This is a genomic window from Pelagimonas sp. KU-00592-HH (assembly GCF_040369695.1).
Classification (GTDB): domain Bacteria; phylum Pseudomonadota; class Alphaproteobacteria; order Rhodobacterales; family Rhodobacteraceae; genus Shimia.
The window spans coordinates 96,581-118,769 of sequence record NZ_BAABWM010000004.1 but is presented as its reverse complement, the minus strand read 5'-3'; the positions used below and the strand labels follow the sequence as shown (position 1 = coordinate 118,769).

Annotated in this window: 16 protein-coding genes; 9 read left to right on the top strand and 7 right to left on the bottom strand. The window is 57.1% G+C overall.

From position 1 onward, the window contains the following. Positions 1-658 precede the first annotated feature (658 nt). Together ABWV42_RS15900 and ABWV42_RS15895 are read left to right on the top strand one after the other, a co-directional pair. Positions 659-1,351: a sulfotransferase family 2 domain-containing protein gene (locus ABWV42_RS15900; RefSeq protein ID WP_255109078.1), complete on the top strand. Its 693-nt coding sequence runs from the start codon at positions 659-661 to the stop codon at positions 1,349-1,351. Further along, entirely contained in the window at positions 1,348-2,070 is a 723-nt protein-coding gene (locus ABWV42_RS15895) for a sulfotransferase family protein (RefSeq protein WP_255109076.1), read from the top strand. Before ABWV42_RS15900 ends, ABWV42_RS15895 begins: the two co-directional genes overlap by 4 nt. Before the next feature lie 19 nt (positions 2,071-2,089). On the opposite strand, the gene ABWV42_RS15890 is transcribed toward ABWV42_RS15895, so the two are convergent. From ABWV42_RS15890 to ABWV42_RS15880, 3 genes are all read right to left on the bottom strand, one after another. Beyond that, positions 2,090-2,737 (bottom strand): sulfotransferase family 2 domain-containing protein, encoded by a 648-nt coding sequence (locus ABWV42_RS15890; protein WP_353341039.1) that lies wholly within the window; start codon positions 2,735-2,737, stop codon positions 2,090-2,092. A gap of 143 nt (positions 2,738-2,880) precedes the next feature. Then, positions 2,881-3,903 (bottom strand): DUF2793 domain-containing protein, encoded by a 1,023-nt coding sequence (locus ABWV42_RS15885; protein WP_353341038.1) that lies wholly within the window; start codon positions 3,901-3,903, stop codon positions 2,881-2,883. An 81-nt stretch (positions 3,904-3,984) separates the two neighbouring features. Continuing rightward, positions 3,985-5,442, bottom strand: coding sequence for a mannose-1-phosphate guanylyltransferase/mannose-6-phosphate isomerase (locus ABWV42_RS15880; RefSeq protein ID WP_353341037.1), 1,458 nt, complete (start codon positions 5,440-5,442; stop codon positions 3,985-3,987). 303 nt (positions 5,443-5,745) lie between these two features. Here ABWV42_RS15880 and ABWV42_RS15875 point away from each other — a divergent pair, with 303 nt between their 5' ends. Further along, positions 5,746-10,821, top strand: coding sequence for a beta strand repeat-containing protein (locus ABWV42_RS15875; protein WP_353341036.1), 5,076 nt, complete (start codon positions 5,746-5,748; stop codon positions 10,819-10,821). A 65-nt stretch (positions 10,822-10,886) separates the two neighbouring features. Here ABWV42_RS15875 and ABWV42_RS15870 read toward each other — a convergent pair whose 3' ends face one another. From ABWV42_RS15870 to ABWV42_RS15860, 3 genes are all read right to left on the bottom strand, one after another. After that, positions 10,887-13,232, bottom strand: a complete 2,346-nt coding sequence (locus tag ABWV42_RS15870) for a calcium-binding protein (RefSeq protein ID WP_353341035.1) — start codon at positions 13,230-13,232, stop codon at positions 10,887-10,889. Positions 13,233-13,354: 122 nt separating this feature from the next. Continuing rightward, positions 13,355-14,008, bottom strand: a complete 654-nt coding sequence (locus tag ABWV42_RS15865) for an ABC transporter ATP-binding protein (RefSeq protein ID WP_255109066.1) — start codon at positions 14,006-14,008, stop codon at positions 13,355-13,357. A gap of 17 nt (positions 14,009-14,025) precedes the next feature. Further along, positions 14,026-15,156, bottom strand: a complete 1,131-nt coding sequence (locus ABWV42_RS15860) for a KpsE/RkpR family capsule polysaccharide export protein (RefSeq protein WP_353341033.1) — start codon at positions 15,154-15,156, stop codon at positions 14,026-14,028. A 309-nt stretch (positions 15,157-15,465) separates the two neighbouring features. Here ABWV42_RS15860 and ABWV42_RS15855 point away from each other — a divergent pair, with 309 nt between their 5' ends. After that, a complete protein-coding gene (locus ABWV42_RS15855) occupies positions 15,466-16,269 on the top strand; it encodes an ABC transporter permease (protein WP_255109062.1) in 804 nt (267 codons plus the stop codon). Here the strand turns inward: ABWV42_RS15855 and ABWV42_RS15850 are convergent. After that, complete coding sequence (locus tag ABWV42_RS15850; RefSeq protein ID WP_353341032.1) at positions 16,266-17,252, bottom strand: glycosyltransferase; 987 nt, start codon at positions 17,250-17,252, stop codon at positions 16,266-16,268. The two genes, ABWV42_RS15855 and ABWV42_RS15850, sit on opposite strands and share 4 nt — an antisense overlap. Before the next feature lie 132 nt (positions 17,253-17,384). On the opposite strand from ABWV42_RS15850, the gene rfbC reads away from it, so the two are divergent. From rfbC to ABWV42_RS15825, 5 genes are all read left to right on the top strand, one after another. Next, entirely contained in the window at positions 17,385-17,954 is a 570-nt protein-coding gene (gene rfbC, locus ABWV42_RS15845) for a dTDP-4-dehydrorhamnose 3,5-epimerase (RefSeq protein ID WP_353341031.1), read from the top strand. Further along, positions 17,951-18,988 carry a dTDP-glucose 4,6-dehydratase gene (rfbB, locus tag ABWV42_RS15840; protein ID WP_353341030.1) on the top strand — a complete coding sequence of 346 codons (1,038 nt, stop codon included), beginning with the start codon at positions 17,951-17,953 and terminating at the stop codon, positions 18,986-18,988. The genes rfbC and rfbB overlap by 4 nt, the downstream gene beginning before the upstream one ends. Before the next feature lie 50 nt (positions 18,989-19,038). Continuing rightward, positions 19,039-19,887: a dTDP-4-dehydrorhamnose reductase gene (gene rfbD / locus ABWV42_RS15835; protein ID WP_353341029.1), complete on the top strand. Its 849-nt coding sequence runs from the start codon at positions 19,039-19,041 to the stop codon at positions 19,885-19,887. Positions 19,888-19,890: 3 nt separating this feature from the next. Further along, on the top strand, positions 19,891-20,763 hold the full coding sequence (rfbA, locus tag ABWV42_RS15830; RefSeq protein ID WP_353341028.1) for a glucose-1-phosphate thymidylyltransferase RfbA: 873 nt from the start codon (positions 19,891-19,893) through the stop codon (positions 20,761-20,763). A gap of 85 nt (positions 20,764-20,848) precedes the next feature. Then, positions 20,849-22,171, top strand: coding sequence for a UDP-glucose dehydrogenase family protein (locus ABWV42_RS15825; protein WP_255109050.1), 1,323 nt, complete (start codon positions 20,849-20,851; stop codon positions 22,169-22,171). The last annotated feature ends 18 nt before the right edge of the window (positions 22,172-22,189 follow it).

Sequence of the window (22,189 nt, the reverse complement as noted above, 5' to 3'; positions counted from 1 at the left end):
TGAGGATCAGTGGCGTTCGATGCGGCGATGCAGCAATTTGACGCGTAAATCGCGCGAAAACCCTTGGTAGGTGACGCTAATTCGGCACAATCCAGGCGGGTGCTGGGCTATTGGCTCCGAAACATTTGCTTTCGTCCGACCAGCAAGTTACCACACATTCAAAAGATCAAAGACCGCCTAGAGATGATCGACAAGCACAGGTCAGGTAGACCAATGATTGAGAAACCTTGGTTGATCCACACGCTTCGCCGTGGAGGCGCGTCTCTCACCGCGTCTCTCTCGAAATTCTCAAAATTCAAGACGGTCGGAAACCATTTGTGTTCGGAGTCCTGTTCGATTGGACGAAACCTTAGCTCATTGCGCAACCGGCAGATCCAACAGCCATGGAGTTTTCACGAAGACCGTTGCTTCGGCGATATGCCGATAGAGGCAACGGAAACTGCGATTTCGATGGATTATGAGCAAGAGATGGATGCGTCGGATGAACGGTCGCAGGCACTATCGGAACATGATGGAAGCCAGTTTTTCTTACCCCCACCATTCGTTGAAACCTATAAAGAAGCTATGCTACGAACTCGAACATTGTGCGCTTATGCTCGCAATACGTTCAAGCCGCTTCCCTATGGGTTGAGAGGCTAATTTACATGAGGACATATCCATGCTGATAGGTGTCGAAAAGCGTTTTGTATTCATTGCCAACTCGAAAACGGCTTCGACGTCGATCGAAAGAGCACTTATTCCCGAAGCAGAAATCCATCGCGGAGGGCCGGATCGTGGAAAGCACATTTTGCTTCGTCAGGCCGTGCGGCAATATGATTTCCTGTTTGCCCAAAAAAAATACGCCCCTGAGACCTTCTTCAAATTTGGCGTAATGCGAGATCCAGTTGACTGGATTCAATCGTGGTATCGGTACCGGGTTGGAAACAAGGTGAGCAATCCTCTGCCGGAAGGGACCACCTTTGAGGAGTTTTGGCGCAAACGGGTCAATCGCTCGATAAAGAGAAACCAGAAACCTCAGCAACGGGACTTTTTCACGCGGCTGAACGGTGATCTCCTCGCCGACTATATCATCCCATACCATGAGTTGGCAGATCACTTTAACCTGCTTGCATCGGAACTGGATTTTGCGACGAAGTTGCCCAAGACAAACGTCAGCAAGGTAAAAAACCTGGAGAACGCACCGTCCGACGCACTTGTCGAGGAAATTCGAGACTACTATTCGGAAGACTATGAGCTTTTCAACCGTCTGGAAGAGATCAACAAGGCGGGATTGGAGCATCTAAAACGGACGCGTGTCGCGAAAGTCAAACAACCCGCCAAAGCCGAACCTGAGGAGGCACTTGAAGAATGAAATCTCAGAAGTCTGGAAATGTTCTAGGTCTCAATGACCTTGAGGGCTACGTGTTCATCGTGACCTACGGCAGGTCGGGATCTACGCTGCTTCAGAACATGCTGAATGCAATTCCAGGTTATCAGATCCGTGGTGAAAACAACGATGCGCTGTTTCACCTCGTGAAGTCGTGGGCTTCAATCGTGGATTCCGAGCCGTTGCGCGGGCTGCGCAATGCAGGGAAGGAAACGAACCAGACCCATCCGTGGTTTGGGGGTGAAAACATCTTTCCGGACGTCTATGGTGCAAGTCTTGCCGACACCTTTGTGAAAACAGTTCTTCAACCCGATGAAGGTGTCCGGGTTTCTGGATTCAAGGAAATCCGGTTTCACCTGCATCCCGCGTTCTTTCCGCGGTATCTCAACTTTATGCACGCCTACTTTCCAAACGCCCGTTTCGTGATCAACACGCGCGACCACAAGGCGGTTGCAAAGTCCGGGTGGTGGGCGTCGCGGTCGTTTGAAAATGTCGACAAAATTCTCAATTTGGCGGAAACCACATTCGAGAAGTATCGCGAAGCCAATCCTGATCGCTGCATTCACCTCCACTATGATGACTACGTCAAGGATGTGCAGGCATTCAGACCCCTGTTTGAGTTTCTAGGGGAAACCTTCGACGAAAAGGTTGCTCTTGAAGTTATGGGGCAGCGTTTGGAACATATGAGAGGCGAGGGCAAATAAGCCCTTGCCGGAAAAACCCTCAGAAGAACTCGCCAAAGATCTCGTAGTCTTTTGCGTAGAAGGTTTTTAGCTTTTCGATCTGGCCAGCGGTGAGGTCGTCGACCTTGAACTTGGGACCACCGGTCTGGCTGCGACCAAGGTTGAGTTCGGCACCAAGACGTTCGCTCATGTCGGCTACGAACTGCTTGATATCATGTAGCGGGTAAATCTTGGCAAAGTAGTCTGGATCATCACCAAGAATATCCACGATCGGCCGGGTGTGGTGAGAAATAGAAGGATGGGCCTGTCTGTAGTCGTCGAATTTCTCAATGAACAGGTCGAGATCAGGATTCGGAGCGAGGTCGAGTTTTTTCAGGTTGGCACCGGCAGCACTCTTGGACAGTTCCTTGTGATGCACAACCCGGTTGCCAAAGGCCGATAGAAGCCGCTGGATCGGGTCACGGACCAGCGTCACGCGGTGGAAATCGGCAATGCGTTTCTCGGGGAAGTTTTCGCGCAGAAGCCCTTTGTAAGCCACGTTGTGAATGAAAATTTGCTTACCATTCACCTTGAAGGGCCGAAATTCAAAGCCGTTTTCGAACTCAAAGAACATGCGCCTCAGCGATGTGCAGGCTACTTTGGGTACGGATGCATAAAATACTTTTTGATCGTCAAGAATAACGCTCATGGCAGCTGTCCTTAAATACTTGGGTTAATCAACTGGTCGCAAATGGTGGATTGTTTGTCCAGACAGTTCTTTGTCACATTTCTGCAAACGCAAAATGGCCAAGCTCCGGTACAAATGATGGGCAAATTGGATCGAAACTTCCGTTAGAAAAGGTCGTGCCACGTTGTGCCGTCGTAGCAGCGCAACTTTGTGGAAGTGGAATCAAAGTAGATGTCGCCAGTGGACGGGGTGCTTGGGCCGTTGCCTGGTTCGATCCGCAGGATGTCCTTGATGTGCACAGCGGGTTTGTTCGCGGATACGCCAATTGTCATGGTGCCGTTTGCGGCAACGCGGGCGTATTCCGTTGCGTCGACTTCGAAGGCGATAAAGCTTTGGGTGCTGCTGGAGTTATCGTTGTTGTCGGAACTCAGAACCATGCCGCGGGCAGATGCAATAGTTGATGCCTCACCGCTCCAGTTCTGCAATCGAAACGTGACCGGGCTGCCCGCATCATTGTGCGTAATCGTCAACGGAAAGCTGGAGTTGGCAGAACCGATCCCGACAAAACCTGTGGCGTGATCGACGCTGATCGAGGTTGCCCAGTCTGATCCGTTGGGAGAGGTCTTGACCACGAAATCGTCAGACCCTGACAAGCCGAATTCGACGCGGCCGGACCAGTTGGTCTGGAACAAAAGGCTGGCGGTGTCGCTGCTGGATGCCTTGTTGATCTTGAGCTGATGATCGGTGCCATCATGGGTCAGAAGCGTTGCCGCCGATTTGACTGACAAGCGGCTCGTCAAGTCGGCAGTTGTGTTGATGCCGATTGAAGGGAGGTTGTCGGTTTCCCAGGATGGGCGTTCCCAAGCACCGCTGTGCCAGACGCGAAATGTTGAATCCGCCTTGTTCCAGGCCAGCCATCCTTCGAGGGGAGGCAGGAAGTGCCAGGCGGTGTCGCGCCAGAAAGCCAGTTCGAAGTCATGACCGGCCCAGGCACCTTCCGCGCCGGCCCCGAGGGCATAGACCGTATTGGATTGTGGCACACCCGGCGGTGTGGTGGCGTCGATCTCTGCCAGAGTGAGTTGCACGATGCCGTCCAGCGTTCGGATGGCCTCGTTGTGGGTCACGTGTTTCTGGGCTTGGGACGGCTGGATGTAGGGCAGGCCAAGAATGGGCGAAGTTTCGGACATGTCATTCACCATGAGCAGGGAGATTTGCCCCAACCCTGACCGTGAATTGGTGAAGAAATGGCCGCTGGAGCGAACGGTGGATTAACCGTCGCGGTGCTTTTTGCGCTCGTAAAGGTCTTCGTAGCGCACGATGTCGTCTTCGCCGAGATAGGCGCCGGTCTGCACTTCGATCAGGACCATCGGCACCTTGCCGGGGTTTTCCATGCGATGAACGGCTCCGAGTGGGATGTAGACGGATTCATTCTCGCTCACGAGGCTGACCTTATCGTCACAGGTCACGCGCGCGGTGCCTTCGACCACGATCCAATGTTCGGAACGGTGCATGTGGCTCTGCAGGGAGAGGGCGGCCCCGGGTTTGACAACGATGCGTTTGACCTGAAAGCGGTCCGAAAGCGCAAGGGTTTCGAAGTGGCCCCATGGGCGATGATCCATTGCAAAGCTTTCGGCCTGTTTTGCGCCCTTGGCCTTGAGGGCCGTGACCGCCTTTTTGACGTCCTGTGCGCGTGTCATATCGGCGACAAGGACGGCATCCGGCATGGCAACGACAAGGGTGTTTTCAAGGCCGATACCGACAAGTTCGAGATCTTGGGCTTCGGAGCGCAGCAGGGAGTCATAACAGTCGATCGACGTCACAGGGCCAGACGTGACCGAGCCATTTCCGTCGGGTGTATCTTCCCGCATGACGGCTTCCCAGCTGCCAAGGTCGGACCATCCGCCGCTGAAGGGGACAACCGAAAGGTCGGTTGCCTTCTCCATCACGGCATAGTCGATGGAGATGTCTTCGACGCCTTCCCAGGCACCGGGATCAAGCCGCAGGAAGCCCAGATCGCACTCGGCCTTGTTGATCGAGCGGGTGACGGGGTCCAGGAGCGTCGGGGCATGCTCTTTGAACGCCGCGATGATGTCTGCCGCGGCAAAAAGGAAGATGCCCGCGTTCCAGAGATAGTTGCCCCTTTCGAGCATCTGGCTCGCGGTGTCCAAGTCAGGCTTTTCGACAAAGCAGGCAAGCGGGATCGCAGTGCCCGAACCGTTGGGCGTTTGGGTGAGTTCCAGATAGCCATAACCGGTTTCCGGGCGATCGGGGGTGATGCCGAAGGTGACGAGACGCCCTTCTTCGAGGACCGCGCGCAGGCCCTCGGTGACGGCTTCGTGAAAGCCGGCAACATCGGGCACGACGTGATCGGACGGGGCGACCAGCAGGATGGCATCGGGGTCGTTGGCGTGAAGGTGCAGGGCGGCGGCGAGGATGGCAGGTGCAGTATTGCGCCCTTCGGGTTCGATCAGAACCGGCCCCGGGTCGATGCCGATCTCGATCAACTGCTCGCTTACCACAAAGCGAAAGTCGGCGTTGGTCAGGACAAGGGGGCGGGCAAACAGATCACCCTGCATGCGGGCGGCACAGGACTGGAACAAAGTTTGTTCACCCGTCAGCTGTACGAATTGCTTGGGGTAGCTTTTTCGGGAGAGCGGCCAAAGACGGGTGCCGGAGCCGCCGCACAGGATAACTGGGGTAATCTTGGTGGTTTGGCGCTCAGTCATTGGGGTGTCCCGGTAAATTCTTATCATTCAATAATTTCGATCCGGGCACAAAAGGCAACCCGTGGAGAATAGGCATAATGAATTGTTTAGATTGGTATTGTGCAACGTTTCTGACAGTGGAGGAAGTACCGGCGTATTCGGTTGGCTCAATGAGGTGGGCCGAGCGAAATTCGAGTCTGTCTTCCCCAATGAATTTTCCGTGATCTCGGCCGATTTGTCCGGAAACTATTACTTGAGAAAAATCAGGAAATACCTCTAGTTTGTTCTAGATTGAACGCATTGAGTTTCAGGGAGGAGCGCGCGATGGCCGTCCAGTTCAACTTTTTTGGTCCGACTTCGAATGTGCACGGGGATTTTATTGACGATGCCTTTCTGAAGTCGGCGGACAGTACCTTTGATGTGGATGTTATCACCTTCACGTCGAACTTCATCGAAGTAGAGAGTTATGACACCGGATACCGGACAACGTTCAACGGCACGAACTTTGCCCTGAACGGGAATGGTGATCCGATTTCAGGAACCATCAACAGCCTTACCTTCAAGGATGACAACGGCGGCACGGTGATGACGCTGACCGGCATTTCCTGGAGTTTCATCACCTTCGTGAACGCGCTTGATCAGTTGTTCGAGAACGACAATGACTCGCTGCTGATTTCGCTGGTCAATCAGGCGCCGGTCAATTTCAGCGGCGCGACCGCCAGCGAGGGGATCGAGTTCAATCTCGACAATGCAACCACGCCGTTGGATGCGACCGGCACGCCGTTTGCTGACAGCCTTGAAGGTGGCAGCGCAAATGACGTGATCGACGGCGGCGATGGCAATGACCTGATCCGCGGTAACGGTGGAAATGACGATCTTGCCGGTGATGCCGGGGACGATACCGTTGAGGGCGGGGACGGCAACGACACCCTTTATGGCGATGGTGGCAACGACGAACTGGTCGGTGGTGCGGGGGATGACTATCTGAACCCTGGCGAAAACATCGAAGGCTATGATCTGGTCCGGCCGGGAACCGGCAACGATACCGTCGACATGTCCGATATCTCGCTGGGCTATGTCGATATCCAGCACTTTGACCTGAATGCCGGCATTGTTGCGACGATCAACGGCCCGACGAATACCGGTACGATCAACAAGGGCGCCAATGGCGTCACGACACTTGTCGAGCTTGACAATCCCATGAGCTATTGGGGTTTGGGTATTGGCGGTACGGCCTTCAATGACACCTTCACGATTGACGTCTTGAGTGGCGGCTGGGGAGGTATTTTCATTGGCGGTGGCAACAACACGATCAATGTGGGCTCAACAACCGGCGGTATTCTCAGGATCGGCTACAGCGGCTCTCAGGGGTCGGTTAATGCCAACCTCAACACTGGTGTGGTTTCTCACCAGGTGAACGGTTCCGCGGGTACCGATACCATTTCTGGCTCGGGCGCCCGGGTCGAACTCCAGGCGTCGGATTTCAATGACAGCATTCTTGGTAGTTCGGCGAACGAACGTTTCATCCTTCGTCGGGGGCAGGACACCCTGGATGGTGGCGGCGGCTTTGACCTTGTGCGCTATGACAGGAGCGGTGTTACCGCCGTCAACGTGGACCTTCAGGCCGGAACCGCGACCGGTAATTGGGGCGGTCAGGCATTCTCGCACCAGATTAGCAATGTCGAGTCGGTTCGCGGATCGCGCAATGATGACGATGCTCTGGCGGGCGACGGCAATGCCAACCAGCTTGACGGGCGTGGTGGCAATGACTTCCTGACCGGTCGTGGTGGTGATGACACGCTTATCGGCAACAGCGGCAACGACACGGTCCGTATCGACGATGACTTTGGCGATGCGACGATCACCGGAAGTGGCGGCAACATCACGATCTCTTCGGCAGATGGTACCGATGTGCTTTTCGATGTCGAGAAAGTGCTGTTCAACGATCTGCTTCTGGACACTGCAACCATGACCACATCGGTTCCTGCGGGTGGGGGCACTCCGGGTGACGATAGCCTGACGGGCACCTCGGGCGACGATTCAATCAACGGCCTTGCCGGCGATGACACGATTGATGGTGGCGCGGGCAACGATACGCTGCGTGGCGGTGAAGGTTATGACCGGCTGATCGGCGGCGACGGAAACGATTTCCTTGATCCGGGTACTAACGCTGAAGATTGGGATCACCTGCGGCCGGGAGCTGGCAACGACACGGTCGACTTTGCCAGCTTCGACAGCCAGTCGGGCGGTGGCATCTATCACCACGACCTGAATGCCGCGATTACGGCGAATGTGAATGGCGATGCAGGCACCGCTTCGATCAACAAGGGTGCAAATGGAACCACCAGCGTTCTGAACGTCACCAAACCGCTTGAGGCCTGGGGTTTCGAGATTGGTGGCACAGACTTTAACGATGTGTTCAACATTGCCTTGCACAGCAGCAACGGCAGCTGGCACGGGTTGTTTGGTGGCGCGGGTAACGACACGTTCAATGTGAATGACGGCGCGGGCACCATCCGGATTGCCTATAATGACAGCAATGGGGCTACGGGCATTGTAGCCGATCTTGGTGCGGGTACGATCCAGGACGGCCTTGGTGGCACAGACACGATCACCGGAAGCTTTTCGGAGCTACGGGGTTCGTATTTTGCCGATAGCATCCTTGGGTCAAATGCGAACGAGCGGTTCATTCTTGAGCGTGGCAATGACACGCTGGATGCCGGAGGCGGCTGGGACACCCTGCGCTATGACCGTTCGGGTGTTGAGAACCTGGTTGTTGATCTTTCGACCAACACCGTCACCGGTACCTGGCACGGGAATGCGTTCACGCACACGGTTTCCAACGTTGAAGAAGTACGCGGTGCGCGGTCGACGGGCAGCAGCCTGACCGGCGATGGCAACAACAACCATCTGCGTGGTGGCACCGGGAATGACACCTTTAACGGCGGTGACGGGAACGACACCATCGATGCGAATTCGGGCAGCAACACCGCCAATGGTGGTGCCGGTACGGATACCATGCGGTATTATGGCAATAGCAGTGACTTTACCGTCAATACCTCGGGTAACATGGTCACCGTGACCTCGGCACAGGGTACGGACATCCTGACAGACATCGAGTGGCTGGATTTCTGGGACACCGATATCTTTGTAGGCTCGTCCACGCCGACCAATGGCGCCGACAACCTTGTCGGGACGGGTAGCAATGACACCATTGATGCCCTTGACGGCAATGACACGGTTGACGGTCTTGGCGGGAATGACTCGCTGATCGGCGGCGCAGGCGATGACCAGTTGATGGGGAATACCGGCAATGACACCCTCCTGGGTGGCGATGGTAGCGATACGCTGGTAGGCGGCGGTGGTGCCGACTACCTCGATCCGGGTTCAAACACGAACTACGATACGCTTGAAACCGGCCTGGGCAACGATACCGTTGATTTTAGCAACGCCACCTCCGGCTTCTTTGATGTTGCTTTCTGGGATCTGGCGAACTCGATCAATGTGGCGATCGACGGCAATGCCAATACCGGCACAATCTCCAAAACCGGCGGTACTGTCACAACGCTCGTGGACGTGGCCAATGCCTTCGCACTTGATGGTCTGGGTATTTACGGCACGGACGCGAACGATACGTTCAACGTGACTGTTGCCAACAATGGCTGGATGTCGGTGCGTGGTGGTGACGGCGTTGACAGCTATAATATCGGTGCCTCGACGGATAGCACCCTGCGCCTCGATTTCCGCAATGACTCGGCCACGCAGGGTGTTCATATCAACCTGAACAACGGCAACATCTTCAATGATGGCTATGGCAATGCCGAGACCTTTAGTGGGACTGTTCAGGAAGTGCGCACCAACATGTCGGACGACAGCGTGCGCGGATCTTCAGGTGACGATCGCATTATCCTGATGGCGGGCAACGATACGGTGAATGGTGCGCTGGGCAATGATACTCTGCGCTATGACCGGAACGGTGTGACGGCTGTCAATGTCGATCTGGATAGCGGAACCGCGACCGGTGTCTGGCGTGGCAAGGCCTTTACCCACACGATCTCTAATGTAGAGAACGTTCTTGGGTCACGTAGTGACGACGATACCCTGATCGGCAGCAGCGTTGCCAACAGACTTGAAGGTCGCGGTGGCAATGACACGATCTCTGGCCTTGCTGGCAATGACACGCTGAAAGGTGAAGATGGCAACGACAGCCTGCTGGGCGGTGACGGTAACGACATCCTGATGGATGGTGACGGCAACGACATCGCGCGTGGCGGTACGGGCAATGACCTGTTCATCATGGGCAGCGGTGAAGACACCTTTGTCGGTGGCGGTGGATCGGACACTGTCTATGTCGATCTCTCGAACGCAACGCCGCAGTCGTTCCAAGTGGAAGCCAACCTGATAACCGGTGATGCCGGGGGCGTGGGGATTGCCGCAAACCGGGATGTCCTGAGCCAGATCGAAAACTATACGCTGGTTGGGAACTTCGACACCTTCCTGACGGGGAATGGCGTGGCCAACCACTTCATCACCGATGCCGGTGCTGACTCGATCAGCGGTGGAGCCGGCAATGACACCATCGAATCCGGCAAGGGCAAGGACACCATCAATGCTGGCGACGGCTTTGACAGTGTGGATGCTGGTGACGGTGCCGACCTTGTCAATCTTGGCAAGGGCAATGACATCTTCCAGGATACCGCGGTGACCGGCGTGGGGGGCCAAGACACTGTCAACGGTGGCGGTGGCAATGACACCATCAACGGCGGCGGCGGCAACGACCGTTTCAATGGCCAAGAAGGCAATGACTCGCTTCGTGGTGGCCTTAACAACGACACGCTGCTTGGAAGCAACGGCAACGACACCCTGAAAGGTGAGAAAGGCAACGACAGCCTGAATGGTGGCGGCGGCAAGGACAGCCTGCTTGGCGGCGGTGGTAAAGACACGCTGCAGGGGGGCAATGGCAATGACACTCTTTCCGGTGGTGATTTTGCCGACAAGCTTTACGGCGGTGCACAGGGCGATGTTCTGCGCGGTGACAAGGGCAACGATCTTCTGGAAGGTGGCCAAGGCAACGACACTCTGATCGGCGGATCGCAAGTCGATACACTGAATGGTGGCGCTGGCGATGACCGGCTGACTGGGGGGCTAGGCGCTGACCGGTTTGTCTTCAAGGGAACTGCAATTGGCGACGATACGGTGACGGACTTTGCCACCGGACTTGATCAGCTGCGTCTGGATGATGCCCTTTGGAGTGGCGGCAAGACCGAGGCACAGGTGGTGGCGGATCACGCGGATGATTCCACCGGCACAGTCGTTTTCGATTTTGGTGCCAATGGCTCGTTCACCCTGAACGGTGTGACCTCGGTGACCGGATTGGATTCGGATATCATCCTGATCTGATCGGAGTTTGCCACAGTACATTTGACCGCTGCCGGAGCTTCTTCGGCGGCGGTTCCTTTTGGGCTTCAGAACAGGATGTCGCCTCGTGTGAAGTCGCCCGGCTCCAACCCTTCGAGCAGAACTGAGCCGCCATCCCAACTGATGCGCAGGCCGGTGCCGGTGTCGGTTAGGTGTGTATCCTCTTGTGTCAGGTTCGCGATCTGAAGCGCCAATTGGTCAGTGTTAGGGGCGAAATCCGTGATCCGCCGGTCTCCGGTGCGGCCCAGAAAAACGAAACTGTCCGCACCTGCGCCACCTGTTAGAACATCATGGCCCCCTCTTGATTCAAGCGTGTCCCCGCCATTGCCTCCGACCACGGTATCCCGGCCAAAGGCGTCTGCTTGCAGATCGTCGGTCCAGAGGTTGTTGCCATCCCCAAGCCATGCGTGGTCGGGGCCCTTGCCTCCGGAGACGGTGTCATGACCGCCACCAGCCCAGATCTGATCAGCCTGCTTGTTGCCATTGAGAACGTCATTGCCGAGACCTCCGAACAGGCGGTCATTTCCGGCACCGCCAAAGAGCGTGTCATTGCCTAGCTCTCCATGAAGCAGGTCGGCACCGGTGTGGGCAAACAGCCTGTCATTCCCGTCGCCGCCAAGAAGCGTATCAAAGCCGAGGTTGCCCTCGAGATGGTCAGCACCCTGTCCGCCCAACAGGCGATCTCGTCCCACGCCGCCTGTGAGGTGATCATCGCCATCGCCACCAAGGAGCGTGTCGCTGCCTTCGTCTCCGCTCAGGTGATCGGCGCCGAGGTTGCCGTAGAGGTGGTCACCTCCGCGCGCGCCAGAAAGGGAATCCGCGCCCCAGCTGCCGCGGAAAACATCGTCGCCTGCGCCACCTGTCCACTCCTGGTTCACCACAAGGGGCGGGCGGTCTGGTCCGGTGACCAATGCGTTTGCGATGTCGCTCCATTTCAGGCTCTTGTTGCCTGATCTGTAGATCTCGGTGACTTCGTCGCGCCAGGTGACGATCGCACCGTTTGAGAGGACGGTCACGGTAAGTTGGGCCGCGTCGTAGAACATGGTGTAAGCCGAGAAGTCGAGGCGGTCGGTGCCGGGCTTGAAATCCGTGATGACATCACGCGCGCCATCTTCCTCTAGAACAAAGGTATCGATCCCGTCGCCACCTGTCAGAGTATCGGTGCCGGGGCCGTCTTGGATCGTGTCGTCGCCCGACGCGCCGGCCAGTGAGTCATTGCCCTTGCCGCCAAAAAGAATGTCTCCTTTGCCCGAGCCAGTCAGGCTTTGCCCACTTTTCTGCGCCCGAAGGATGTTGCCCTGATCCTCGAGTGAATAGGAAAACTGCGAGATGCCCGACGTTTCGGAGGCCGCGACCACCTGGAGTTCGTTGCCAAGGCGGGCCGATCCAAGTGCAGAGACGTTTTCGAGTGGAGCGACCTCGCCATGCGATAGCGTGTCGATCAACAGAAGGCGGCCGTTTGGCAGGAGGCGAAACATGCTCAGGCCATCGTCGCCGCCGCTGGCAAAGACAAAGGCCTGATCGCCGGATTCGGTGACGGAAAGAGACTGAAGCGCCCCAAAACGTGTTTGTATCGTATCGAGCAGGTGGTCGGTCGCGGTCAACTTACCGTCCGGTCCGATGCGGATCACGCTCAGGGCCGAGGCCGTGCCGTTGCTGGAGGAGGAGGCCACCAGCGCATAGCATTCTCCGAAGGCAGAGAAGGTCTGCAGGTCAACCAGTTTCGGCAAAAGGCCAAGTCCATCCCGGATACCAAGGCTATCAACTGGCTCCATGTCGCCGGTATCGGTGTTGAGACAGTAACTTGTGAGGCCGGTTTCCCCCTGGCTTGCCGCGAGAACGATACACCCAGCAGACGTGTCGTGGCTGGCCAGGCACACAACATCCGTTAGGAGGGTTTCTTCGGTGTCCGTGATGGTGTCAGACAGGTTGAACCCAGAGCCGGACGACGTGTAGTTGCCAATGCTGGATGCGCCTTGGGCTGCAAGAAAAACGAAACCCTCCTGGCTATCGTGCAGCGCCGAGACCGACCCCGACGATGGGGCGAGGCCATCCAGCTCGACCGCGTTTCCAAGAGTGCCGTCGGCGTTCAATACATAGCCAACGGCCCCCTGACCGGACTGCCCGATCACAAGCACATCCTGATTGCCAGTCGTCACGATCGAGATGTCGCCCGTCAGGTTGATGTCGAGAGCCGTAGGGAAGAGCGTGGTGGAAACCGACTCGGCCGCGTGACCGGCAGAGAGCTGATAGCTCGCCAGACCACCGTGAATACCTGTGAGGGAGATGGCAAAAACTCCCTCGTCGGTCTCGATGATGCGGATGTCCCGGATATCGGTTTCCAGCGCACCGCCGGGCCCCGAGCCGCCTGTTACCAACTGCAATCGTGCCATTGAGATCACCCCGATTTCCACCGGGGTCTAGTGTTGCCTGATGGCTTGAAATGGCAGTGCCGCCAATATGGCCAAATCAGGGAGATCGCCTTGGCTTGTCAGAGAATTTTAAAGAGTTTCATCTATTCCATAAGCTCTTCGTGGAAGCGAATGGCTTCTTCGAGATCTTCGAAGTAATTCAGCCCGCCATCGTGGAGAACCACACCTGCATCGCAGAAGCTGCGGACCTGCGCCATATCGTGGCTTACAAGGATGGCGCTGCTGGTCTTCATGCGCTCTCGGAAGACGGCCCTACTTTTGCGTTTGAAGCGGGCATCGCCCACCGCCGTAACTTCATCCACCAGATAGGTGTCAAAATGGATACCCATCGAGGCACCGAACGCCAGACGCGACCTCATGCCCGAGGAATAGGTGCGGACCGGCATGAAAAAGTGGTCACCCAGCTCGGCGAAGTCCTTGACGAAGGCGACGAGGCTGTCGGTATCGACGCCATAGATCCGTGCGATAAAGCGGATGTTCTGAGCCCCTGTCAGTTCCCGGTGAAACGAGCCGCCGAACCCTACGGGCCAAGAAATCGTGCCATCAGAGCCGATTGAGCCGGAATCCGGGCGCAGGGTGCCGCCGATCATCTGAAGCAGGGTGGACTTACCCGCACCATTGCGACCGAGAAGGGCCAGCGATTTTCCACTGGGCAGCGTGGCGGTGAGGTTCGTGATCACCGGATGGTAGTGTCCGTTTACCCAGAACCCCTTTTGCAGGTTGTTGAACTGAATCATCCAAAGGACTCCGGGTCTTATTTCCGGTCGCGGATACTGTAGTAAACGAGGATCAGGATACCCCAGACCAGGAAGATCAGCAGCGACATCAAGGCGGTTATGACAAAGCGTTGGGGATACTCTGCGGTTTCCGGAAAAGTGGGGCGGATGAACGTCGCCAAATACCGGCTTTGGCGGATCGCGTTTGCCTTTGCCACGTCAAGAGCTGTCAGGGCAGCGCGATAAGCCTCTTCGGCAAAGTTCAAATCGACGGTCAGGCTCTCAAACTCGGCGATCAGGGTTGGGTAGTCCTCGCCGACCGAACCGATCTCGTCACTATCTGTCGCAAAGGTTTTGCGTTCGTGGGCGATGCGTGCGCGGATGACGTTGATTTTCTGGTTCGCCTGAATCAGGCGTGGATCGGATTCCGAGGTGGTTTCGAGGAGAATGTCTGCCTCGACCAAAGCCTCTGCCAATTGTTGCTGAAGGTTGTTCAAAACCCCAAGTCGCCCCTCGATGTCTGTCTGGGGATCGACGATCTGGGTGCGGGTCCGAAATCGGGTCAGAGCCTCACGCGCGTCCTTGAGGCGCTGAATGGATTGCTCAAGGTCCTCGGTGGCATAGCGCATGGCGTCTTCGCGCGCGGTGGTGTTCAGCGCGTTGATCATGGCCTGGCTTTCGTTGACGATTTCCTGTGCAATCCGCTGCGCCGTTACCGCGTCGAATGCCAGAACCTGGAGATCGATGAGGCCTGATTTCTGATCGTAGGAAATTCGGACGAAGCGTTCCCAGTACCAATGCAGGTCTTCAATGCTTGCGTCCGGCCAAATCGAGAAGACAGGGTCGTTGGTCCAATTCGCGGAATAGTGTTCTACGAGATCGATCTTGGCGTTCACACGTTCGACGATCTCCTGGCTCTGGATGAACTCATAGAGAATATCGGCATCTGTTTGTGTGCCGCCCCCGGTGAAGGCTGCGATGCCTCCAAGCAAGTCAGTGGCGCTGCCACTTTCCTCGGAGCGAACTGTAAAGCCGGATTGAGAGCTGTATTGATCAACGGCAATCGTCCAAAGGTAGAACACGATGACAGCGATAGGGAGAACCACCATCAGAAGGCCACTCAAGAGAATGCCCCAGTGCCGACGTTGAGCGGTGACTGGCTCTGCCAAGGGTCTTACGACAACGCGGGGTCCCTGCTTTTTGCCAGCACCTCCCTTGCCACCTTGAGTCGGGGATTGGTTCTTACCTTGAGCCCCCCCTGAGTTCTTACGGCCACCTTTGCCGGCGCCCGGACCGCGCACAGGTTCTCCGGTACCCTGATTGGTGAGGTCGTCTGATGAGGTCGAGCTATTCTCTAGGGACGCTTGGTTTTGCTTTGAGTCGGTCAAGGGAAAGTCTCTTAATAATCTGATTTGCCTCGGGCAGTTTCTTTCTACATACTCTGCAACTGAAACAATAGCATGGGAAATTTTTGCCCGATGACGTTCCCGGCAAGCAAGCCGCGCCGCAACCGCCTTCAGCAGTTTGTGTCAGCGCGTATCACCTTTGCCTTGATCCTACGCGAAATGGCAACCCGGTACGGACGGTCACCAGGCGGGTACGCATGGGCGCTGCTGGAGCCGTTGGGCGGGATCATCATCCTGAGTGTAGCTTTCGAGCTGCTCGTGCGGAACCCCTCGCTTGGGCACAGTTTCCTTTTGTTTTTCGCGACCGCCTATTTGCCTCTGACGATGTATCTGGCGACTTCCAACATGGTACAGCGTTCGATCATCTTTTCGCGCCCGCTTTTGAAATACCCGGTGGTGTCATGGATCGATGCCGTGATGGCGCGTTTCCTGCTGAATGCCCTGACCACTTCGCTTATCGCCATCATCCTGTTGTATGGCATTCTGGAGTATGTCGGATCCCGCACTATCATGGATATTCCGACGATGATACGGAGCGGTGCTCACGCCTTGTTCCTGGCCTTTGGTGTGGGAACACTGAACTGTGTGGCCACCGGGTTCTTCCCGATTTGGGCCAATTTCTGGGCCGTGCTGACGCGTCCTGTTTTCCTCTTGTCAGGTATTTTCTACATCTACGAGGATCTGCCGCAACTGGCGCAGGATATCATTTGGTTCAATCCTCTCATCCATATCACCGGGCTTATGCGTGACGGGCTTTATAGCAACTACAGGCCCCAGTACATCAGCGAGGCCTATGTCTTTGGATTTGCACTTGTGACGACAGCCTTGGGCTTGCTGCTGATCCGGCGCTACAACAAAGAGTTGCTGAACCGCTAGGGCGATTTTGACCATTCGACAACGTCATCATGAGCAACGTTCGTGTGGCGGCGTAGCCCATGCGAAATCGCCCGCCACATGTAGCGCGTGAATGCGCGCGTCTCGCCAGAATGGTGGCGGACTTTCAGCGCCCACTTGGGAAGAAACACGAGCAGGACAAGCCCGAAAAGAGGGCCGGATGCGGCGCGATAGAGAAGCAGCAGGTTGCGGTGGTAGTAGTAGAGTTTCCACAACGGGCGAAAGCGGCGATCCTCGTTCTGGAAGGTCTGGAACGCGTGTTCGAATTTGATCTGCGGATGAAAGGCGATTGCGCCCCCCGCCTTGCGAAGCGACAGCGAATAAAGCGCGTCATCTCCGTAAACGAACAGCGAGGGGTCGGGATAACCGTTTCGCTTTACGGCTGCGCCGCGAATGAAAAAGCCCACGAAAGACGTGATGTCGATGTCGACGGGTTGGGTTCCCGCATAGTCTGAGGGTTTCAGGTGAAACCCGCTGCGGCCGCCAAGACGCAGGCTGGTGCGCAGGAACACTCTCGGGTTCCAGAACGGGTTGCGGGACGGGCAGTTCATGTCACAGATTTCGCCCTTGTCGTCGTAGACGGCTGCGGCGATGGCGTCCCATTTTCCCAGGTCGAGGTGATGGAATGTCTTCAACGCGTCGGCTTGCGGGCGTCCATCGTCGTCCATCAGGACAAGCCAATCCGGATCGAACTCGTCCATGGCAATGCGCATTCCGGTCTCGAAACCGCCGGCGCCGCCGGCGTTTATTTCGCTACGATGGATACGCAGGCGTGGATCGTCTTGTGCTGCCAGCCAAGTGGCTGTGTCATCGGTGCTTGCGTTGTCGACGATGACCACGGTGTGAAGGTGTTCCGGGGCGCTGTTGAGGAGATGGTCAACCGTGATCTGAAGCTGGGACAGGCGGTTGTACGTCACCACGACTGCAACGAGGTTTCCCTGTGTCTGATCCAATTCCTCGCTCACCCGCTATCTCCAAAAGACCTTTGCGTTCTAAGGGTCACAAATCCCTGCATGTGTCAAACCGCGAGGGGACGGGGGGTTCCATTTAGAAAGATATGTGGCACAACGCTCGCAGGAGAATACTGAGGGATTATTATGCAAGTCGTTTCCACCAAGCTTGAAGGTGTGGTTGTCATTGTCCCGGCGCGGCACGGAGATGCGCGCGGGTTCTTTTCAGAGAGCTGGAACCGTCGAACGATGGAATCGCATGGGCTTTCGATAGATTTTGTTCAGGACAACCATTCGGTCTCGGCCCGCAAAGGGACGGTGCGGGGGCTGCATTATCAGTCTCCTCCGCATGCGCAGGCCAAGCTGGTGCGGTGTGGGCGTGGCGCGTTGCTTGATGTGGCGGTGGACATTCGCAAGGGATCACCGACCTTTGGCCAGTGGGTCGCGGAAGAGCTGACGGCCGAGAACGGTCGGCAGCTTTTGGTGCCTGAGGGGTTCGCGCATGGGTTCGTGACGCTGAGCGATGATACCGAGATTGTCTACAAGTGTTCGGACTATTACGCGCCAGAGTGTGATCGGGCGATCAGGTTTGATGATCCGGCGATTGGTGTGGACTGGGGGATCGATCGCGAGGCCGCGGTTCTGAGCGAGAAAGACGCTGGCGCGCCGTTGCTGGCTGACGCGGATTTGCCTTTTGTTTGGGAGGGTTGCGCATGAAGCTCTTGGTGACGGGTGGTGCCGGATTTATCGGTTCGGCGGTGGTGCGGCAAGCGGTGGCGCAGGGGCATGAGGTGGTGAACCTTGATGCGTTGACCTATGCGGCATGTCTTGAGAACGTGGCATCTGTTGCGGATCAAGAGACCTATGCGTTCGAGCATTGCGATATTCGTGAAGCCGCTGCGGTTGAGGCCGTGTTTGAGCGTCATGCGCCGGATGCGGTGATGCATCTTGCGGCCGAGAGCCATGTGGACCGGTCAATTGACGGGCCGGGATTGTTCATCGAGACCAATGTGAATGGCACCTTTAACCTGCTTCAGGCGGCGCGGGCGCATTGGGAGCGGCAAGGGCGGCCGGAAGGGTTCCGGTTTCACCATATCTCGACCGACGAAGTCTATGGATCGTTGGGGGCAGAAGGGCAGTTCACCGAGGACACACCCTATGCGCCGAACTCGCCTTATTCGGCGTCCAAGGCGGCCAGTGATCACTTGGTGAGAGCCTGGGGCGAGACCTATGGATTGCCGGTGGTGATCACCAATTGTTCCAACAATTACGGGCCTTTCCACTTTCCTGAAAAACTGATCCCCGTGGTTATCCTGAATGCTTTGGCAGGCAAGGAGATCCCGGTTTATGGCAAGGGCGAGAACGTGCGGGACTGGCTGTTTGTCGAAGATCATGCCGATGCGCTTTTGACTGTTCTGCAAAGGGGCGAGGTGGGGCGTAGCTATAATATCGGGGGCGAGAACGAGGCGCGGAATATTGATCTCGTTCGGATGATTTGTGCAATTCTGGATGAGTTGAGACCCCAGGAGAGACCGTATTCCAGCCTGATTTCCTTTGTTCAGGACCGTCCGGGCCATGATATGAGATACGCGATCGACCCCAGCAGAATGCGTGGCGAACTTAATTGGCGACCTTCGGTGACCCTTGAACAGGGGCTACGCAAGACGGTGGAATGGTACCTCGAGAACGAGGTCTGGTGGCGTGCTTTGCAAGATCGGGAAGGCGTTGGCGTAAGGCTTGGAAAGGCGTGAAACGGCCTGTCTGTATCACGTCGGTATTGCGGAGGTGCGACATCGCACAGATGAAGGTTTTGGTTTTTGGACATTCCGGGCAAGTGGCACGGGAGTTGGTGGCCAAGGGAGACGGGGGTTCGATCCTCAGCTTGCCGCGCTCCGAGGCGGATCTGTCCGATCCGGCAACCTGTGCCGGTATCATTTCAGGCATGAACGTGGACGCGGTGATCAATGCCGCGGCCTATACGGCGGTCGACAAGGCCGAAGAGGAAGAGGCGCTTGCCAAGGTGATCAATGGCGATGCACCCGGAGCGATGGCGCGGGCGGCGGCAGACAGGGGCATTCCGTTTCTGCATGTCTCCACCGATTATGTGTTTGACGGGTCGGGCGAAACGCCGTGGTGCGAGGGTGATCCCGTTGCGCCGCTGAATGCCTATGGGCGTAGCAAGCTGGCGGGAGAAGAGGCGGTGCGTGCCGCCGGCGGACACCATGCGATCCTGCGGACCAGTTGGGTGTTTTCGGCGCATGGTGCGAATTTCGTGAAAACCATGCTGCGCCTTTCCGAGACGCGCGATGCGCTGGGCGTGGTGTCGGATCAGGTGGGCGGGCCGACGCCTGCGGATACCATTGCAACAGCCCTGCTTGGCATGGCCCGGCAGATGGCTGACGGTCAGGCAGGTGGCACATATCATTTTGGCGGGCAGCCGCCGGTCAGTTGGGCCGGTTTTGCCCGCGAGATTTTCGAACGGGCCGGGCGGCAGGTGACGGTTTCGGATATTCCGACAAGCGACTATCCTACCCCTGCACAGCGCCCGTTGAACTCTCGGTTGGATTGCGGGGCGTTGCAGCGGGATTTTGGAATCGAGGCCCCGGATTGGCGGGCCGGACTGGACCGGGTTCTCCGGGCATTGGGTTAAGACATGACGAAACGCAAAGGGATCATTCTCGCGGGGGGATCGGGGACGCGGCTGTATCCGATCACGATTGGCATCTCGAAACAGTTGCTGCCGATCTACGACAAGCCGATGATCTATTACCCGCTGTCGGTGCTGATGCTGGCCAATATCCGCGAGATCGCGGTGATCACCACGCCGCAGGATCAGGAGCAATTCAAACGCACCCTTGGCGATGGTAGCCAGTGGGGGCTTGATTTGACGTATATCGTGCAGCCCTCGCCGGATGGGCTGGCGCAGGCCTATATCCTGGCCGAAGAGTTTCTGGATGGCGCGCCTTCGGCGATGGTTCTAGGCGACAATATCTTTTTTGGTCATGGCCTGCCGGAGCGCTTGCAGGCGGCGGATGACAGCGCGGGTGGTACCGTGTTTGGCTATCGCGTGGCCGATCCGGAACGCTATGGCGTTGTGGGTTTTGACGCGGATGGCAATGTGCAGCAGATCATCGAAAAGCCCGAGGTGCCGCCTTCGCCCTTTGCCGTGACAGGGTTGTACTTTCTGGATGGCACCGCGCCGGAACGTGCGAAACAGGTGAAGCCATCGCCACGCGGTGAGCTGGAGATCACGACGCTTCTCGAGATGTATCTGGCGGACGGGCAATTGAGCGTTCAGCAGATGGGGCGCGGGTATGCCTGGCTGGATACCGGGACACATGCGAGCCTTCTGGATGCGGGGAACTTTGTTCGGACGCTGAGCGAACGGCAGGGGCAACAGGTGGGCAGCCCCGAAGAGATTGCCTTTGGCAAGGGATGGATTTTGGAGGATGAGCTGCGTGCGCGTGCCGAAACCTTTGGAAAAAACGACTATGGTGCCTATTTGCTGCGTCTTCTGGACGGTTAGGGGCCACCTTGGGGCCTGCGCGTTGACAGGGCGCGTTGCACAGGTCATGACGAAGAAAACAAATAGCTGAGCGGGAGCAGTTCAGATGAAGATTGCGATGATCGGGACAGGTTATGTCGGGCTGGTCTCGGGAGTTTGTTTCTCGGATTTCGGCCACGAGGTTGTTTGTGTCGACAAGGATCTGACCAAGATCGAAAAGCTGAAGGCTGGCGAGGTTCCGATCTACGAGCCGGGGCTGGATGTCCTGATGGCCAAGAACGTCGAGGCCGGGCGGTTGAGCTTTACCCTTGATCTGGAAGAGGCGCTGGATGGGGCCGAGGCGGTGTTCATTGCCGTTGGCACGCCGACCCGTCGCGGGGATGGCCATGCCGACCTGTCTTACGTGATGGCCGCCGCAGAGGAAATTGCGCGGACCGCGAAGGACTATATCGTCATCGTCACCAAATCGACCGTGCCTGTTGGGACGAACCGTCAGGTGAAGCAGACGGTCAAGAAGGCCAACCCGCAGCTGGAATTCGACGTGGCATCCAACCCTGAGTTCCTGCGTGAAGGCGCGGCGATCGAGGACTTCATGAAGCCCGACCGTGTTGTGGTGGGGGTTCAGAATGATCGTGCCGCCGAGGTTATGAACGAGATCTATCGCCCGCTGTACCTGCGGGAATATCCGATTGTCACCACTGACCTCGAAAGCGCGGAGATGATCAAATACGCGGCGAATGCGTTCCTCGCCACCAAGATCACTTTCATCAACGAGATTGCCGCGCTGTGTGAGCGCGTTGGCGGCGATATCAAGGAAGTGTCGCGGGGCATCGGGCTTGATAACCGGATCGGGAACAAGTTCCTGCATGCGGGGCCCGGCTATGGCGGGTCGTGTTTCCCGAAGGATACCAAGGCGCTTGCCCGGATCGGGCAGGAACATGCGGTGCCGATGCAGATCACCGAAACCGTCATCAAGGTGAACGAAGAGATCAAGCGCCGGATGATCGACAAGGTGCTGGACCTGTGCGGTGGCAGCGTGAACGGCAAGATCATCGCGGTGCTGGGTGTGACCTTCAAACCGAACACTGATGACATGCGGGACGCCCCCGCCCTGACCATCGTGCCTGCGCTTGTAGGGGGCGGTGCCAAGGTGCGGGTCTGTGATCCGCAGGGTCAGCACGAAGGCGAGGCCCTGTTGCCCGGCGTGCACTGGGTTGAGGATGCCTACAAGGCGGCGAACAATGCCGATCTTGTTGTGTTGCTGACGGAATGGAATGAATTCCGCGCGCTGGATCTCAAGCGGATGGCGAAGAAGATGAACCTGCCGCATATGGCGGACCTGCGAAACATCTATTCGCCGCGCGATGCCAAGCGGGCGGGCTTTACCGCCTATGCCTCGATTGGGCGCGGGGAGTATTTTGACGACTGAGGCCAGGGGCCGGGAGGG